General features: G+C 63.9%; 16 protein-coding genes. 6 read left to right on the top strand and 10 right to left on the bottom strand.

The window, feature by feature from the left end; genetic code table 11:
- Positions 1-124 precede the first annotated feature (124 nt).
- The 4 genes from E4P09_RS08465 to E4P09_RS08450 form a co-directional block, all read right to left on the bottom strand.
- Entirely contained in the window at positions 125-1,402 is a 1,278-nt protein-coding gene (locus E4P09_RS08465; protein ID WP_239025101.1) for a TRAP transporter large permease, read from the bottom strand.
- Positions 1,402-1,890 (bottom strand): TRAP transporter small permease, encoded by a 489-nt coding sequence (locus E4P09_RS08460; protein WP_137389044.1) that lies wholly within the window; start codon positions 1,888-1,890, stop codon positions 1,402-1,404. Before E4P09_RS08460 ends, E4P09_RS08465 begins: the two co-directional genes overlap by 1 nt.
- Positions 1,891-1,913: 23 nt before the next feature.
- A complete protein-coding gene (locus tag E4P09_RS08455; protein WP_137389043.1) occupies positions 1,914-2,903 on the bottom strand; it encodes a TRAP transporter substrate-binding protein in 990 nt (329 codons plus the stop codon).
- Between the two features lie 90 nt (positions 2,904-2,993).
- A complete protein-coding gene (locus E4P09_RS08450; RefSeq protein WP_137389042.1) occupies positions 2,994-3,722 on the bottom strand; it encodes a maleate cis-trans isomerase family protein in 729 nt (242 codons plus the stop codon).
- Between the two features lie 220 nt (positions 3,723-3,942).
- On the opposite strand from E4P09_RS08450, the gene E4P09_RS08445 reads away from it, so the two are divergent.
- The 5 genes from E4P09_RS08445 to E4P09_RS08425 all read left to right on the top strand — a co-directional run bounded on the left by E4P09_RS08445 (position 3,943) and on the right by E4P09_RS08425 (position 8,322).
- A complete protein-coding gene (locus tag E4P09_RS08445) occupies positions 3,943-4,686 on the top strand; it encodes a class I SAM-dependent methyltransferase (RefSeq protein ID WP_137389041.1) in 744 nt (247 codons plus the stop codon).
- Positions 4,687-4,804: 118 nt separating this feature from the next.
- Positions 4,805-6,184: an arylsulfotransferase family protein gene (locus E4P09_RS08440; protein ID WP_137389040.1), complete on the top strand. Its 1,380-nt coding sequence runs from the start codon at positions 4,805-4,807 to the stop codon at positions 6,182-6,184.
- Between the two features lie 14 nt (positions 6,185-6,198).
- On the top strand, positions 6,199-6,477 hold the full coding sequence (locus E4P09_RS08435; RefSeq protein ID WP_205042044.1) for a hypothetical protein: 279 nt from the start codon (positions 6,199-6,201) through the stop codon (positions 6,475-6,477).
- A 61-nt stretch (positions 6,478-6,538) separates the two neighbouring features.
- Positions 6,539-7,210, top strand: a complete 672-nt coding sequence (locus E4P09_RS08430) for a hypothetical protein (RefSeq protein WP_137389039.1) — start codon at positions 6,539-6,541, stop codon at positions 7,208-7,210.
- Positions 7,211-7,227: 17 nt separating this feature from the next.
- Positions 7,228-8,322: a sulfotransferase gene (locus E4P09_RS08425; protein ID WP_205042043.1), complete on the top strand. Its 1,095-nt coding sequence runs from the start codon at positions 7,228-7,230 to the stop codon at positions 8,320-8,322.
- Between the two features lie 21 nt (positions 8,323-8,343).
- On the opposite strand, the gene E4P09_RS08420 is transcribed toward E4P09_RS08425, so the two are convergent.
- From E4P09_RS08420 to E4P09_RS08410, 3 genes are all read right to left on the bottom strand, one after another.
- Complete coding sequence (locus E4P09_RS08420) at positions 8,344-9,513, bottom strand: CAP domain-containing protein (RefSeq protein ID WP_205042042.1); 1,170 nt, start codon at positions 9,511-9,513, stop codon at positions 8,344-8,346.
- A 256-nt stretch (positions 9,514-9,769) separates the two neighbouring features.
- A complete protein-coding gene (locus E4P09_RS08415) occupies positions 9,770-10,804 on the bottom strand; it encodes an SDR family oxidoreductase (protein WP_137389036.1) in 1,035 nt (344 codons plus the stop codon).
- Positions 10,805-10,858: 54 nt separating this feature from the next.
- On the bottom strand, positions 10,859-12,097 hold the full coding sequence (locus tag E4P09_RS08410) for an MFS transporter (RefSeq protein WP_137389035.1): 1,239 nt from the start codon (positions 12,095-12,097) through the stop codon (positions 10,859-10,861).
- Positions 12,098-12,165: 68 nt separating this feature from the next.
- On the opposite strand from E4P09_RS08410, the gene E4P09_RS08405 reads away from it, so the two are divergent.
- A complete protein-coding gene (locus E4P09_RS08405; RefSeq protein ID WP_137389034.1) occupies positions 12,166-12,624 on the top strand; it encodes a helix-turn-helix domain-containing protein in 459 nt (152 codons plus the stop codon).
- A gap of 20 nt (positions 12,625-12,644) precedes the next feature.
- Here E4P09_RS08405 and E4P09_RS08400 read toward each other — a convergent pair whose 3' ends face one another.
- The 3 genes from E4P09_RS08400 to E4P09_RS08390 are packed head-to-tail and all read right to left on the bottom strand — an operon-like array spanning position 12,645 to position 15,475.
- Positions 12,645-13,661, bottom strand: coding sequence for a proline racemase family protein (locus tag E4P09_RS08400; protein ID WP_239025063.1), 1,017 nt, complete (start codon positions 13,659-13,661; stop codon positions 12,645-12,647).
- A 27-nt stretch (positions 13,662-13,688) separates the two neighbouring features.
- Positions 13,689-14,969, bottom strand: a complete 1,281-nt coding sequence (locus tag E4P09_RS08395; protein WP_137389033.1) for a TRAP transporter large permease — start codon at positions 14,967-14,969, stop codon at positions 13,689-13,691.
- A complete protein-coding gene (locus E4P09_RS08390; protein WP_137389032.1) occupies positions 14,966-15,475 on the bottom strand; it encodes a TRAP transporter small permease in 510 nt (169 codons plus the stop codon). The genes E4P09_RS08395 and E4P09_RS08390 overlap by 4 nt, the downstream gene beginning before the upstream one ends.
- Between the last annotated feature and the right edge of the window lie 44 nt (positions 15,476-15,519).

Here is a 15,519-nt window from a genome sequence, read left to right as displayed (position 1 = left end):
CAAAAGGAACGCAGCCCCAGCCGCCACGTTCCGCGGAGCACTATATGATGAAGCTGCCGCCGGTTGCACCAGTCTGGCGGCGCAAAAGTCGACGTCCCGGGAAGAGAACGGGCCGACTTTGCTTTCAATGCAGGCCGGCCAGCCTGGGCAAGAAGAACACGATCTGCGGCAGGAAAATCACCACCAGCAGGACGAAGACCAAGGTCATGACGAAGGGGATATTGGCGCGGGAGACGGCAAAGATGTCCCGCCCGGCAATGGCGCTGACCACGAACAGGGTGCTGCCAACCGGCGGGGTCTGCTGCCCGATCGCGATGCAGAGAACCATGACGATGCCGAATTGCAGCGGGTCGATGCCCGCTGCGACGACTGCGGGCAACAGAATGGGCGTCATGATGAGCAAGAGCGGATCGCCGTGCAGGATGGCGCCCAGCACGATCAAGATGGCGCTGACCAGGAGCAGCAGGCCCGTGGGGCCGAGCGCAAGCTGACCGGCCCAGGCGGCGATCTGCTGCGGGATCTCCTCGTGGGCCATCACCCAGCCCAGCGCGTAAGACATCGAAATGATGATCATCACGACCGCGGTGAGCACGCCGGCATTGACCAATGCCCGGTAGATGGCCCGCCACTGCACCGGCCGATAGAATATGAGGGCGGCGAGGAGCCCGTAGAGCACGGCCACCCCACCCGCCTCGGTGGGTGTGAACACGCCCGTCAGGATGCCGCCAATGATGATGATCGGCATGATCAGGGCGGGCAGCGCCTCGAAGGCCGTGCGGGCGAGCCGGCGCAGCGAGAATGTCTGCACCGCGCCCCAGCCGTGCCGCCGTGCCAGGAGGGCGATCAGCAGCATCTGCGTGAGGCCGATGAGAATGCCGGGCAGGATTCCGGCGATGAAGAGCGTGCCCACGGAGACGCTGCTCACCGCGCCAAACAGGATCATCGGAATCGAGGGCGGAATGACAATGCCGATGCTGGCCGAGCTCGAGGTGATGGCGGCGCTCACCTCGGGCGAATAGCCCCGCCGGCTCATGCTCGGGATCAGAACCGAGCCGAGCGCGGCCGTGTCCGCCACCGATGAGCCCGAAATGCCGCCAAACAGCATGCTCGCCGCGACATTGACCATGGCGAGCCCGCCCCGGAGATATCCGAAAGCCGTCTCGGCAAACTTGATCAGCCTGTCCGAGATGCCCGTGTCGTTCATGAGCAGACCCGCCAGCACGAAAGAGGGCATGGCGAGCAGCACCCAGCTGTCGGGCCCGGTTGCGACGCGCTGGGCGAAGATGATCAGCGGAACGTCGCTCAACCACATATAGCCGAGCGCGGAAAGGCCAATCGCGAAGGCGATCGGCATTCCATAGACGATCAGCAGGAGCAGCGTGGCGACGACCGCGAGCACCATCACGAAGGCTTCCCCTGATCCGCCTCGCCGCGAAGGAAGCGTGCCCAATCGCGTCCGAGGGTGATCACGAGATCGATCAGGAGGAGCGCCATGGACACCGGCATGGCGGCGTAAGTCACCCCGGTGGGAATGCCGAGGAGCGGGGTCGCATTGTCCATGAAGCGCAGCGCGAAGCGGCTGCCGAACCATGTCAGCGCGCCGATCAGGAGGAGCATGAGGCCGCCGAGCAGGATGCGGACGGCAGTACGGAAGCTGGGCGGCAAGGCGGCGAAGACCGCGGTCACCGTGATATGCTGAGCCCGCCGATGCGCGATATAGACGCCGAGAAAGCTCACCCAGACGAGGCACAGTCTGGCCAGCTCCTCGGCCCAGGCGATGGGCGAAGCCAGCACATAGCGGAAACCGACCGCGAGCACGACCAGGCCGATGATCACCGCCATCAGCAGCGCGATGACGGCCTCGCATGCGCGGTCAACGATCTGCGGCATGGCGCGCACCAACTCTCAAGAGGTCAGCGGGCGGACACTGCAGCCTCGACGAGCGCAGACCCATATTTCTGCTCGAACCCTGCCCACAAGGGCCGCGTCAGCGCGATGAATGGTGCAGGATTTGGCCTCGTGACCTGCATGCCCTTGGCCTGCACCGTCTCGATCAGCAAGTCGGTGGTGTCGTCGATCTTCTGCCGCTGCCGCTGGGCCGCCTGCCGCCCAGCTTCCGCGAGGACGGCGCGCGTACCGTCGTCAAGCCCCTGCCACCATTCCTCGTTCACCAGGAGGTAGGCGGGTGTGAAGACGTGATTGGTCATTGCCACGTAGCGCTGGACCTCCCACAGCGACTGCTCTTGGATCGTGAGCAGCGGATTTTCCTGCCCGTCGACCACCCCGGCCTGCAAGGCGGAGTAAAGCTCCGAATAAGGGATCGGCGTGGGTGCCGCGCCGAGCGCCTTGAAGGTTTCTATGCGGAGCGGATTTGACGGCGTGCGGATCTTGAGGCCGGCGAGGTCCTCGGGCTTATCGATCGGACGAAGGTTGTTGGTGATCTGCCTGAAGCCGAGCTGCCCATAGCCGATCACGCGCACGCCACGCCGTTCGACCAAGATCTCGTTGAGCATCTCGCCCAGCCGGCCGTCCATCGCCCGAAACGCATGCTGGCTGTCCGTGAACAGGAACGGCAGATCGAAGATGCTGAACTCACCGGCCATTTCGACGATATCGGACGCCGTCCCGATCGCCTCGATGGTGCCGAGCTCGACCTGCTCCTGCAGCTGGCGCTGAGTGCCCAGCGCGCCGCCGGCAAAGATCCGGACATTGGCATTCGGCACGCGCTCCTGGAGTGCCGCGCCGAACGCCTCCACCAGTATGTGGACATCGCCGCCGGCAGCGACTTCCGTGGCGACCCGCAGGTCTACGGTCTGCGCCATGCTGGCCGGGCCCGAAAGCCACAATGCCGCTATCGACATCGATACGGCGCTGGCTACCGCCCTCATCCGCCTAAAGGTCATGATGATCCCTCCCGTTTCCGAAGCGGGCCGGCCGACCTTCCCCGCGGGCGGCCGATCCTCGAGCCCGTCGAGATCCAGCGTTGCGCCGCCCTACAGGGTCAGCAGGCGCCCGAACCCATGAACCTTGGCTCCACATCCAGCGAGGCGGAGCACATCCCAGAACGAGGCCTGGATCGCCGACACCACTGGCATGCCCAAATCCTCCTCGAGCGGCGCAATGGCCCCGATCGTGCGGAGATTGGTGCAGCTGATGAACACCGCATCCGCATCGGGCACGGCGGCGTTGCGGACGAATTCGTAGACCTGCTCGGTCGAAACGGTGCCGATGGCGTGGTCCTCGTCGAGCCCCATCCCGGCCGCGTGCAGAACGTTCAGCCCATTGGCCTCGAAGAATGCCCGCCCGCGCGCCGTGACCTCATCCACATAGGGCGTCGCAAGGACGATCCGCGTGGCTCCGCATGCCCTCAGCGCCTTGAGGCTGGCCGTCGAAGTGGTGGTCGCCGCCATGCCGCCGCTCGCGGCGGCGATGCGCTTGCAGACCTCGCGGTCCCAGCCGAGGCCATGGAGGAAGGTGGCGCTAGTGCCGCCGAACACGATGGCATGCAGCGGCGCGCTCGCGAGTTCCCGCGTGCAGCGCTCGACCTCGTCGCCGGCCATCATCCGGTCAAGCCCGGCCACGGTCGGTGCGGGCAAATGGATCCGCGAGGTGTGAAACGAGACGCCGGGTGGACACATCGCGGCGAATTCAGGCTCCATGACCGTGCTGGAGGCCATGTAGATGAGCCCCAGCCTAGCCCGCCAGCCGTAATAGTCCTCCATGCCGTCCAGTCCTCCTGAATAATCCGGATGCTGGCTTTCGAGCGAGGCTAGGACATAAAAACTTTGAGTAACATAGCAACAACCCGAAAACGAGTTTGACGGTGCTCAAACTGTTGTTCAATCGGACGACGGCGTTGGGGCGCCGGCGGCCAGCAGATCTTGACAGACCCCGCAAGTCGTGCGCGCCTTCGGGACCCGCGCGCAATCAGCAGGCACCGGCATGGTCAACGTCCATATACACCATTTCGCATCAACCGGTGACGTCGTCGATGCCGAAGCCCTGCGCGTGTTCCAGGCGCAGTGGTCGATCTACCAAAAGCTGGTGGACACCGACGTTCTCAGCCATCGCGAAGTCAGCCGGATACTGCACCGCGTCCTGAGCGAGCGCTTTCCGGTGCCGTTCTGCTTCCTCGACATCGCCTGTGGCGATGCAAGCTTGGCGAAGGCGGCGCTTGCGGGCACGCCGATCCGGCGTTACCACGGAATCGACCTCGCTGGACCTGCCATTGAGCTCGCGGCGGCAAATCTTGCGGGCGAACCTTACGAGGTCGATCTCGATCACCGCGACTTCGTGGCCGCCATGGCCGAGCGGCCGGAGCAGGCAGATGCGGTGTGGTGCGGCCTCTCGCTCCATCATCTGGCGACCGATCAAAAGCTGCGCCTGATCGAGGAGGTGCGCGGCGTGACCGGCGATGCCGGCGTGTTTCTCCTTTATGAGCCCACCCTGGGTGAAGGCGAGGATCGCAAGGACTATCTCGATCGGACCCGACAAATCATTGCCAACCGTTGGAACAGCCTGACGCCTGAGGAGCTCAAGCAGATCTGGCACCACATCGAGACGAGCGATCTGCCCGAGCCTGCCGAGACCTGGCTCGACCTGGGCCGCAGGGCCGGGTTCTCGCACGCCGTGCAAGTCTTCGCCGACCCGACGAATCTCTATCGGATGTTCCGCTACGAGCCCTGACGGGCGGGCTCTGCAACAAGAGGTCTCGGACTCGGGAACCTTTGGACCGCCAGGGCGTTATGTTGGAGTCACGGCGCCGCTCCAGTTTCCCGAGATATGTCCCGATCCATAACCGAACATGGGTGAAGCAGTCCGCAAGAGCAGCCGTTCGGACCATGAACGGCGCTTCAGTGCAGATCTCCTCTTTCGCGCAGCCTTCGTCGCGTCGATAGCCCTGCTCCTATTCCTCGCCGGGTCCATTGCGACCGTAAGCGAGATTTTCCCTGGGCCGCAGATCGCCCGTGCGGTTCACGGCGGCAAGGCGCTTTACGACAAGTACAAGGCTCAGGACGTCTATGCCAGCGACCTGTGGCCCGCCGCGCGTCGGGCCGAGAAAGGCGTAACGGTCAATGACGCAGGCAAGGCGCAGGATGGCGTGGTGCTGTATACCTCGGGGAGTGGCCCCGCGGCTTACCTGATCGATATGGACGGCCAGGTGCTACATACCTGGCAACGCCCATTCAGCACAGTTTGGCCCGCCGGGCATCCCACTATCAAGAAGCCCCAGCCCGACTCCCATATCTATTTCCGTCACGCCTATGCGTTCCCGAACGGCGATCTACTTGCGCTCTATGAGGGGGTCGGAGATACGCCCTACGGCTATGGCCTCGTCAAGCTCGACAAGAACTCCGAGGTGATCTGGCGCTATCCCGGGCGCAGCCATCATCAGTTCGACGTTGGTCCGGACGGCAAGATATACGTTCTCACCCACGAGGTCATCGACGACGAGGTCGACAGATTTCCGCATCTGAAGCGCCCCCGGCTGGAGGATTTCCTCGTGGTGTTGTCGCCCGATGGCCAGGAGTTGCAGAAGGTCCGGCTGCTCACCTCCCTGGCAAAGTCGAGGTATCGGCAGATGCTCTACACCGTCTCCGGCCTCGCGCTCGATGATCCGTTGCACGCCAATTCCGTGACTTATATCGATCGCGAGAATGGCCGCAATTTCCCCTTCGGGAAGGAAGGCCAGATCCTGCTGTCGTTCCGGGAAACGCACGCGATCGTGGTGCTCGATCTTGAACAGGAGGATATCGTCTGGGCTACGCGCGGTCCGTGGATTGGTCAACATGATCCCGACATCCTGCCGAATGGGAACATTCTCCTTTTCGACAATTTTGCCGAATATGAAGGACCGGGAGGAACCTCCAGGGTGATTGAGTTCGATCCGCGAACAATGGCGATCGTCTGGCAGTACACCGGTTCACCGCAAGCTCCGCTCGAGAGCCGGATACGTTCGGATCAGCAGCGGCTGGCCAACGGAAATACGCTGATCACTGAATCGGATGGTGGCCGGATCGTCGAGGTCACGCGAGACGGCTCAATCGCATGGGAGTTCATGAACCCGATCCGCGCTGGCGAAGGAGGCAGCAAGATACCGATCATCGCGTGGGCGGAGAAGCTAGATGCCGCGCGCTTCGATCCTATGCTGCTGAAGCCAGACCGAGAGCCGAGGCTAAATTAGCCGGAGAGACCCTCATGCAGAAGCGCGTTTTCTTCATCGTTTTCATCGCGGCCGCTCTCGTATCGCCCACAGCGGCGTTCGCCTATGTCGGCCCCGGGGCCGGGCTGAGCCTGCTCGGTGCCCTGTGGGCTCTGATCGCGGCCATCGCAACAGCGCTCATGTTCGTCCTAGCTTGGCCGATCCGCCGGATGCTGCATCGCCGACGTACCGCCCGGGCGCTGGATGGGAGCGACCGGCAAACAGATGCCATGAGCACCCGGTCAGATCTGCCGCACGAGAATCGCAGCACCTGAGGTGGGAACGTTGGGCCTTCTAGACCTGCCGTCGCCGCTTCTTACCTGGATCGACGGGTGGATGACCGATTTTCTGCCCCCAATCGCAAAGCTCGTATTCTGGGCAGCGGTTGCCGCCATCATCTCCATGGAATCGTATCGGCTGCTCTCGCCGCAGAAGCAGATCGCCCAGCTCAAGGGCGCTCTGGATCAGGCGCGCCGGCGCGTGGCCGAGTTCAACGGGGAATTGGACGAGGCCTGGCCTCATCTGCGCCAGATGCTCTCGCTCGCCTTCCGCCGCGTCGCGGCCGTGCTCCCGGCAACCCTGATTGCATCGCTGCCGCTGCTCATCTTCATCGTCTGGCTCGATGCCAACTACGGCGGCACCTTTCCGCCGCCGGGGACGCCCATCAGCGTGCAAGTGCCCGGCGAGTTCCAAGCACGGTGGGTCGACGACGGGACCGGCGCGCCGCCGAGGGCCGAAGTTCTGGATCCGGACGGCGCCGCTGTCGCCGAAGTGCCTGTCCCCGTACCGGTTTCGATCATCCATAAGCGGCGGTGGTGGAATGCGCTTGTCGCCAATCCCGCCGGCTACCTAGCAGATGCGCTACCCATCGACCGGGTCGAATTCGCCCTGCCCCGCCAGGAAATTCTTTCAATCGGTCCCGGCTGGATGCGGGGTTGGGAGGTTACGTTTTTTGCCACCCTGGTCCTCTTCGCGCTCATCTTGAAGACCGTTCGCCGCATCGAATGACGGCTCGCAAACAGACCATGAAGGTGGATCCATGGACGGATCTGCTTGGCGGCCTCATCGAGCGGCATCCGCGTCTATGGGTAAGGCTTGGCGATTGGGAGACACGGCTCGTGCGCGAGAGCGTCGCGAAAGCCAAGCTCGACCGGCCGATCTACATCGCGGGGCTTGCGCGCTCAGGCAGCACGATTCTGCTCGAGCTGCTCTCCCGCCATACCGAGACCGCAACTCACCGCTACCGCGATTTTCCGATGCTCCTCACGCCTTGGGCTTGGAATTGGTTTGTTGATCGCGCCGGCAGCAAAAAACACGAAGCCACCGAGCGGGCGCATAGAGACCGCATTCTCGTAACCCCGGAGAGTCCAGAAGCTTTTGAAGAGGTGATCTGGAGCGTCTTCTTTCCGGGTCTTCACGACCCCGCGAAAAGTGCGGTTCTGGATATGGGCACCAGCAATCCTCATTTCGAGCGGTTCTATCAAGACCACATCCGGAAGCTCCTGATATTGCGCGGCGGCTCGCGATATCTCGCCAAGGGAAATTACAACGTCACGCGCATCGGATATTTGAGGAAGCTCTTCCCGGACGCGCGCTTCCTCATTCCCATCCGCCATCCCGTCTGGCACGTCGCCTCCCTGATGAAGCAACATAGGTTGTTTTCTGCGGCTGGGGCCGAGGACGATCGTGTCCGCCGCCAGATGCGGCGCAGCGGGCATTTCGAGTTTGGATTAGATCGCCGGCCGATCAATGTCGGCGATCAAAGCCTGGCCGAGGAAATCGGCAGCCTCTGGCGGAATGGCGAAGAAATCGCGGGATGGGCCACCCTATGGGCAGGGGTCTATGGCCATATTGCAGATTGCATCCAAGCTGCCGAACTTGGTCGCGCCGCACGCATCGTCCGTTACGAAGACCTCTGCGCAGATCCAGGAGCGATACTTTCGATGATCCTCGATCATTGCGATCTGGACCATCAAGGCCTTCCTGATCTTGCACGCGCCATGATCGCCCGCCCTACATACTACCATCCCGCCTTTTCCAGGGCCGATCGCGATACAATCCGTGTTCGCACCGAAGACGTCGCCGCGCGTTTCGGTTATGACCTGTCAGCGGACGATTAGAGGGCTGCTCGGGCCAAACTCTCACTCGTCCGCTTTACAGAGAGGCGGGCGCACCTGCTCCTTCAAGACATCCGGGTCGTGGACATTGATGTTGCCGGCCGGTTTATACCTGCACACCCAATGTGTCCCGGTCCGGACGATACCGTTGCTGTCGGTCATCTCGCATGTCGCCCTGCCGCACCCGAGCTGACATGTGTCCTTCCACACGATCTGGGTAAAATGCCCGTTGACGTTCCTGCAGCCTGCAGTGAACCCGCCTTGGAACTGCGGGTTGAGGAAGTCGTAGTTGTTCACCTCGCAATACCATGTATTCTCGAAGGCCTCTCTGTCGGAAAGCGCGGGCAGGACGGGATTGCCGTTTCTCACGGTCCACGCATCCGCCATGTTCTCGCCGTCAGAGCCATGCGTGTCGAGGATACACTTTTCCGCATAGGCTTGGGCTGCCTCGGCAAGCTCTCTCGACCAGCTGAGCGGCGCAACGCAATGGGTCACCCGCCGCTCGTTATGGGCGTTCAGCATGTCTTTCCACTGTTCCGGCACGGGATCTTCCTCAATGTCCAGACAGGCCTCGGGACGGGGCTCCGGACGGGAAGGGTCGAACCGGGGGATTTCACCGCAGATCAGGCCGATTGCATCCACGAACGCACCGGCACGGCCATGGATACCGACAACCGCTTCTCCAGTCGGGCAGGACTGGTGATGTTCGGGAAATATGCTTGCGGGTGCGCCGACATTCGCCAAGAGGTATCCTGCGTCACTTGTGGTCGCTTTGCATCTGAAGTCGATCATCCGGACATAGCGATTGTCCGAACGCAACAAGATCCCCCCGCCAACGATTGTGTGGCCGGGGTTGCACCATTTCTCACCCGGGGCACCGCCGTTTCCACCAACAGGCGAACCGTGCGAATGTTGGCCGGTCAAGCCGGCCGCATCGATCGGGGCACAAATTATCGAGATCTGATCCAGCCACAAACCCGACCGATACCGCGCGCCAACCAAATATTCGCCGGACGGACACTCCTCCCGGAAATCGCCTCCGCCGGGACCGCCATGGGGCGGGAATTCCGTGACGGCAACAGCATAAGGGACAGAAAAGAAGAAGAAATAGGCCAAAACCGCCAGCTTTGCGGCATTGAGCCATTTCGCTTGGCCAACGGACCTGAGTGAATACCGGGTACCGAACCTTTGCACAGGCGCACCCCCCTCTGAGTCCGTGCCTCGCGGACCGCCCGTGATCAAACCCCTTTCCCGGTCTCAGATCAAGATGCTCGAGCGGCTCCGATCACACTGCTCGACGCGATTGTTGCAGCGCCACCTGCCCACTGGCCAGAACGGCCGGATGGGCCGCGGCGCTCCTTGCCTTCCTCGGCGGCGTTGACCTTGGCAGCTCTTGTTCGCGTCTTCGGAGGGACGTGCCGCTGTGTCTGCTCGTGCACGCCGCATCTTCTCATCTATGAGACGCGTCCCGGCGAGACCGCCACCCGGCGCCGAGGCTTGCGCCGAGCCCGAAGAAGAAGAGCGCGCCCGCGGCGATGGCGCCGGCGCGAACCACCTCCCCGGCAATGAGCGGCGCGGATTCCCGCGCTTCCGAGCTGAACGACCCTCGTGTCCGGTGGAGCTCGGTGATGGGATGGTCGAGATTGTCCTCGCGGTCCGGCGCGATGCGCTTTCGCCTCTGCTGCCCGGCAAAGGCATGGCGAGCGAGATATGTGTCGACATAGCCCGGTGCGACGAAACTGCCGAGCACCATCTTCATGGTGGAAAAGCCGAGCCAGTATTCACGCCACCGGCCCTCGGCTGCACGAAATACCGCATCCGCCACCACTTCCGGCTGGACAGGGCGCCCCATCGGGCGAGGCTGGCGCCCGATATGGGCGCGCGCCCAGTCGAACTGGGGGGTGTTCACGGCCGGGAGGTCGATCACGGTCAGCTTGATGTTCGAGTCTTCCGCGATCAGCTCGGCCCGGAGCGAGTCCGTAAAGCCGCGGATGGCATGCTTGGCGCCGCAATAGGCCGATTGCAGGGGTATGCCCCGATAAGCCAGCGCGGAGCCCATCTGCATAATGTGACCCTTCCGCCGCGGGCGCATGGACTTGAGCGCCGCCATGGTCCCGTGGACAAAGCCGAGATAGGTGACCTCGGTGACCCGGCGGAACTCTTCCGGACTCATGTCGGCCACGGTCGAGAACACCGTCTCCATGGCATTGTTGATCCAGATGTCGGTGTCGCCCAGCTTCTGCTCCAGCTGCTCGGCCGCCGCGAACACGGCCTCCGCGTCGGCCACGTCGGCCACCGCGAACTCGGCTTCCGCCCCCATCGATCGGATTTCGCGGCGGACAGCTGCGAGGGCGTCCGCATCACGGGCGATGAGCCCTATGCGATCGCCCCCGGATGCGAACCGGTGGGCAATGGCCCGGCCTATTCCTGCTGCCGCCCCCGTCACGATGACGGTGCGCGGCTGTTCCGAGCGGTTGAATGTCATGCCTGATCCGCCGAACATCACTAGGGCTAAACGTCAGCCTCCTGCGTGGGTTCCTCACGACCCCACCGAGCCCGCCGCCCGGCCCGCGGAGCGGGGCCCGCCCCATAGCCCTCGCAATGCCGCTGCGGCGAGGGCCATTGTCGCCAGGAGCACGGCAGTGCCCCGAAACAGCCCTTCATAGCCGAAGGCCGAAATCATCGGGGTGCTCAGGAGCGGCGAGCAGAACTGTCCGATGAATACCGAAGCAGTCAGAATACCGCCGGCCAGCCCCCGTCGCCGGGCAGGCGCGAGATCGAGGGTGAGAGCGACGAAGGTGGGCGAGACGATCGCATAGCCCGCACCGATCGACGCAACTGCCACGAACGACAGCGGCGTGGCCGGCCAAACGATCAGAAGGCCAAAACCGAGAGCCATGGCGGCATAGCCGAGGACGAAGACGCCGACATAGCCGATGGCCTGCCGCACGCGCGGGTAGAGGAGCGCGCAGCAGCCCCCGGCCAGCATGACTGCGCCGAGCGCCGCTCCAGTCATCAGGGCGCTGTCACGGCCATGCGCATCGAAGAAGAACGGCAATTGGGTCGGCACAATGAAGAAGAACATGTTGGTCAGCGCCTGGAGCAACACCAGCCCGGCAAAGAGCAGGCGCCAGCCGGGGGCGCCCTCGACACCTTCGGCCACGTCGGCTCCCGGTGACAGCGAAGGCCGCGCGGTGTCGACGATGACCTTCCACATGACGGGCAGGAACAGGACCGCCAGGCCATAGATCGCAAAAGGCATGCGAGGCGAGACGAGCGCAACCCACCCGGCGAGCGCGATAAAGAGCAGTCCTCCGAAGTTTCGCGCCGAGATCTGCAAAGCGGTCATTGCGCTCCGGTTGGCGCCCGAGAAATAGTCTCCGATCAGCGCGGTCTGAGCGGTCATGATGAGGCCGACGGCAAGCCCGAGAACCAGACGGCTGACGAAGATCGTCGGGAGGTCCGGCAGGAAGAGGCCACCGCTTCCGGCGATCACGAACAGGACGACACCCGCAAGCAGCAGCCGGCGCCGCCCGAAGCGATCCATAGCGACCCCGGCGAGCGGGGCGCAGAGGGCGACGGCCAGTGAGGGCGCGGGCACGAGCAGCCGGGTCAAGAGTGCCGCATTCGGGTCTTCCGCGAACAAGCGCTCGAGCCCCGGGAGGGCCGGACTGATGGTTGCATTCGCCATGGTCGTCAGCGTTGCCGCCATCAGGAGGGCTATGGCCCGCCTATCCCGCCATACCGCCCTTTTTCTCGCGATCTCCAAGCCTTCCATGGAATTGCCTCTTGCCGAAACCATCAACTCGGGAGAGACTGCCACTTCAAGTCAACTTGAGGTCAAGCATGTATCTGCTCGATATCGGCGACGTCGCCGAGCGCTCCGGCGTCTCGCCTTCCACATTGCGCTACTATGAGGAGATCGGGCTGATCCGCTCCGATGGCAGGCATGGGCTGCGCCGGCAGTTCGGTGCCGACGTGCTTCTCAAGCTCTCGCTGATCAATCTCGGGAAATCGGCCGGCTTCAGCCTCAGCGAGATCGCTGGAATGTTCGGCCAAGATGGCCAGCTCGACCTTCCTCGTGCCGATCTGCATGCCAGGGCGGACGCTCTGCAGCGGCAAATCGCGGATCTTCGCGTGTTACGGGATGCGCTTCGGCATGTCGCCGACTGCCCTGCCCCGTCTCACCTCGAATGCCCGAGCTTCCGGAAGCTCATGAGGGCGGCGTCGCTCAAACGCATCGCGAGCCGGCGGCATGCAAGGCCGGCGGGCAAAGGGCCGGCAGCCGCCCGCCGCTCACTGTGAGCTAAAGGCTGCCGGGGCCTTCAGCCGATCACGAAGCCCAGGCCCACGGGATCGTTGGGGTCGATCAGCCACTTGGCATAGCCGATCACCGACGCGGTGCCTTTGACCGTGGGAACCACCGCCCGGTAGTTGCCGACCGTCGTTTCGCCCACCAGCTTGCCCTCGAATTGCCCGCTGCCGAGCAGCCCTTCGGACTTGATCGTCTGGCCGACCTTGATCTCGCCGCGTGCTTCGAACCGCGCCATCATTGCGCTGGTGCCGGTGCCCCCCGGCGAGCGGTCGAGCTTGCCGTCGCTATAGACGTGAACATTGCGATAGAGGGAATCCGGCCGGTCGGGATCCTGCCAGAACGTGCAGAAATGCAGGCCGCTGATATGGGTCTTCACCGGATGCTGCACCAGCATCTTCTCATTGATCTGCTTCTTGACCAGCAGCCCCATCTCGGAAAGCAGCTTGGCGTTTTCCGGCGCGATCGGCCGTTCCTTGTCCGGCCACCGCACAATCGCGAAGAAGTTTCCGCCGAAGCTGATATCGGCCTTGAGCTCGCCATAGCCCGGCAGTTCAACCGGCACGTCCTGTGCCAGCACGAATGCCGGCACGTTCTCGAACCGGGTCCAGGCCGGTTCGCCGTTCTCCAGCCCCACCTCAGCCGTCACCCGGCCGGCCGGCGTCTCGTAGCGGATGGTGGTGACAGGCTCTTCCACCCGGTGCACCATGCGGTGGGCGACCAGCGCCATGGACAGGGCGATGGTGCCGTGCCCGCACATCTCGACGAAGCGCTCGCTGTCCATCCACAGCATGCCCGCATCAGCATCCTCCTCCGAGGGCGGCGTCACGAACACGCCGAACATGTCCTTGTGGCCGCGCGGCTCGCGCATGGTGGCCAGGCGCACATGGTCGTAATGCTTCCGGATGAACTCGCGCTTGCCGAGAATGTCGAGGCCGGCGGGATAGGTGATGCCACTATGGATGATGCAGGTGGGCTCACCCTCGGTGTGCGTATAGATGCAGTCGACGTAGTGGGTGTTGCGCATCATGGCGGGAACCTCCTGGAGTGATGCGGGTCACAGGCCGAACAGCCTGGGAATGCTGAGAACGATGGTTTCGGGAAAGGCGATGGTGAGCAGCAGCACGATCACCATGACGCCGATGAAGGGCAGGTTCGACCAGGTGAGCGCCAGGACATCGACCTTGGCGATGGCGCTGGTGATGAACAGGGCGGCGCCCACCGGCGGGGTCTGCTGGCCTATGCCCCAACAGAGGATGACCACCATGGCGAATTGCAGGGGGTCGACCCCGATCGCCGCGGCCGCGGGCAGGAACAGCGGCACGATGATGAACATCATGGCGATGCCGTCGAGGAACGTGCCGGCCACGATCAGGATGCCGCTCAGCACGAGCAGGAAGATGACCGGCGTCATCTCGAGATCCACGATCGGCCCGAGAACGGTGCGGCCGAGGTTTTCGTAGGTGAAGGTGAAGCCCAGGAGATGGGCGGTCGCGGTGACCAGCATGACCGCGCCGGTCATGACGGCGCTCTCCGCGAAGGCCAGGTAGAGATTGCGGAAATCCAGGCTGCGGTACCACAGCATGGCCACCAGGATGCCGTAGACGACGGCGATGGCGGAGGCCTCCGTCGGCGTGAACACGCCGCCCAATATGCCGCCGAGGATGATCGCCGGCATGGCCAGCGCCGGGGCCGCGCTCAGGAACGTGCGGGCGCATTTGCGGAAGCTGAACGGATCCTCGGCGGGATAGTCCTTCACTACCGAAATGGCCCAGGCCACGGCGATGAGGCCGAGCCCGAGCAGCACGCCGGCAAGCAGGCCGGCTGCGAACAGAGCACCGGTCGAGACCTGCATGAAGGCGCCGAGAATGACCATTGGCACCGAAGGCGGGATGATGATGCCGATGGTCGAGGACGAGGCCGTGACCGCGCCGGTGAAGGCGCGGCTATAGCCCCGCTTGATCATCTGCGGGATGAGCACACCGCCCACCGCCGCCGTATCCGACATGGACGTGCCGCTCATGCCGGCGAAGAACATGGACGTCACGATGTTGATGGCCGCAAGCCCGCCTTTCATGGCACCGACCAGGGCGCGGGCGAATTCGACCAGCCGGGCTGAGATGCCGCTGCGGCTCATGATCTGACCCGCCAGGATGAACAGCGGAACGGCCAGCAGCGGGAATGAATTGACGCCGCCATAGAGCCGCTGCGCCACCACCAGCAGGTCGACCCCGCCGATCAGCAGCACCACGATGGACACGGCGGCCAGCGCGAAGGCGATCGGCAGGCCGAGGCCGATCGAGGCCAGCAGGAACAGCAGGATGAGCGCGAGCGTCACAGGGACCCCCCGCTTTCCGACCCGAACGCGTCAGGAACTTGGTCCGGCGCCTCACCGGCCCTCGCGCGCCGTAAGCCGGCCGGGATCACGATCAATGCCTCTATGAGGATGCCGAGCCCCGCAAGCGGAATGATGCCGTAGAGCGGCCCGAGCGGCAGCTCAAGCACCAGCGTCTCGCGGCTCCAGAAGCGCAGGGCCTGCTCGCCGCCCCACCAGAACATCACGAATCCGACCGCGGCGATGATCGCCTGGTTGAGCAGGAACAGCACCGTCTGCCCGGAGATCGGCATCATGCGCACCAGCACATCGATCTTGAGATGCGCCCCGCGTCTCAGCGCCAAATAGGCCGACACGAAGGTCATGTAGACGAGCAGCGCCTGCATCGCCTCGTAGCTCCAGCCCAGCGACTGGCCCACCACATAGCGCGCCACCACCGCCGCGAACCCGATGACGACGGTAGCGGCCATCAGCACGGCGACGATGACTTCCAGCAGGCGGTTGAGCATGTGCCGGCTCCTGGCGCAAAGACGGGGTGCTAAGCCCGGACCGC

Origin of the sequence: Rhodoligotrophos defluvii (assembly GCF_005281615.1) — a bacterium.
Classification (GTDB): Bacteria; Pseudomonadota; Alphaproteobacteria; order Rhizobiales; family Im1; genus Rhodoligotrophos; species Rhodoligotrophos defluvii.
Note: the sequence above shows the minus strand (reverse complement) of the source record. Positions and strands in the feature narration are given on the sequence as shown.

Coding starts and splice junctions, on each gene's coding strand:
- E4P09_RS08465 (WP_239025101.1), bottom strand. CDS start 1,402: ATGGTGCTCGCGGTCGTCGCCACGCTGCTCCTGCTGATCGTCTATGGA.
- E4P09_RS08460 (WP_137389044.1), bottom strand. CDS start 1,890: ATGCCGCAGATCGTTGACCGCGCATGCGAGGCCGTCATCGCGCTGCTG.
- E4P09_RS08455 (WP_137389043.1), bottom strand. CDS start 2,903: ATGACCTTTAGGCGGATGAGGGCGGTAGCCAGCGCCGTATCGATGTCG.
- E4P09_RS08450 (WP_137389042.1), bottom strand. CDS start 3,722: ATGGAGGACTATTACGGCTGGCGGGCTAGGCTGGGGCTCATCTACATG.
- E4P09_RS08445 (WP_137389041.1), top strand. CDS start 3,943: ATGGTCAACGTCCATATACACCATTTCGCATCAACCGGTGACGTCGTC.
- E4P09_RS08440 (WP_137389040.1), top strand. CDS start 4,805: ATGGGTGAAGCAGTCCGCAAGAGCAGCCGTTCGGACCATGAACGGCGC.
- E4P09_RS08435 (WP_205042044.1), top strand. CDS start 6,199: ATGCAGAAGCGCGTTTTCTTCATCGTTTTCATCGCGGCCGCTCTCGTA.
- E4P09_RS08430 (WP_137389039.1), top strand. CDS start 6,539: ATGACCGATTTTCTGCCCCCAATCGCAAAGCTCGTATTCTGGGCAGCG.
- E4P09_RS08425 (WP_205042043.1), top strand. CDS start 7,228: ATGAAGGTGGATCCATGGACGGATCTGCTTGGCGGCCTCATCGAGCGG.
- E4P09_RS08415 (WP_137389036.1), bottom strand. CDS start 10,804: ATGACATTCAACCGCTCGGAACAGCCGCGCACCGTCATCGTGACGGGG.
- E4P09_RS08410 (WP_137389035.1), bottom strand. CDS start 12,097: ATGGAAGGCTTGGAGATCGCGAGAAAAAGGGCGGTATGGCGGGATAGG.
- E4P09_RS08405 (WP_137389034.1), top strand. CDS start 12,166: ATGTATCTGCTCGATATCGGCGACGTCGCCGAGCGCTCCGGCGTCTCG.
- E4P09_RS08400 (WP_239025063.1), bottom strand. CDS start 13,661: ATGATGCGCAACACCCACTACGTCGACTGCATCTATACGCACACCGAG.
- E4P09_RS08390 (WP_137389032.1), bottom strand. CDS start 15,475: ATGCTCAACCGCCTGCTGGAAGTCATCGTCGCCGTGCTGATGGCCGCT.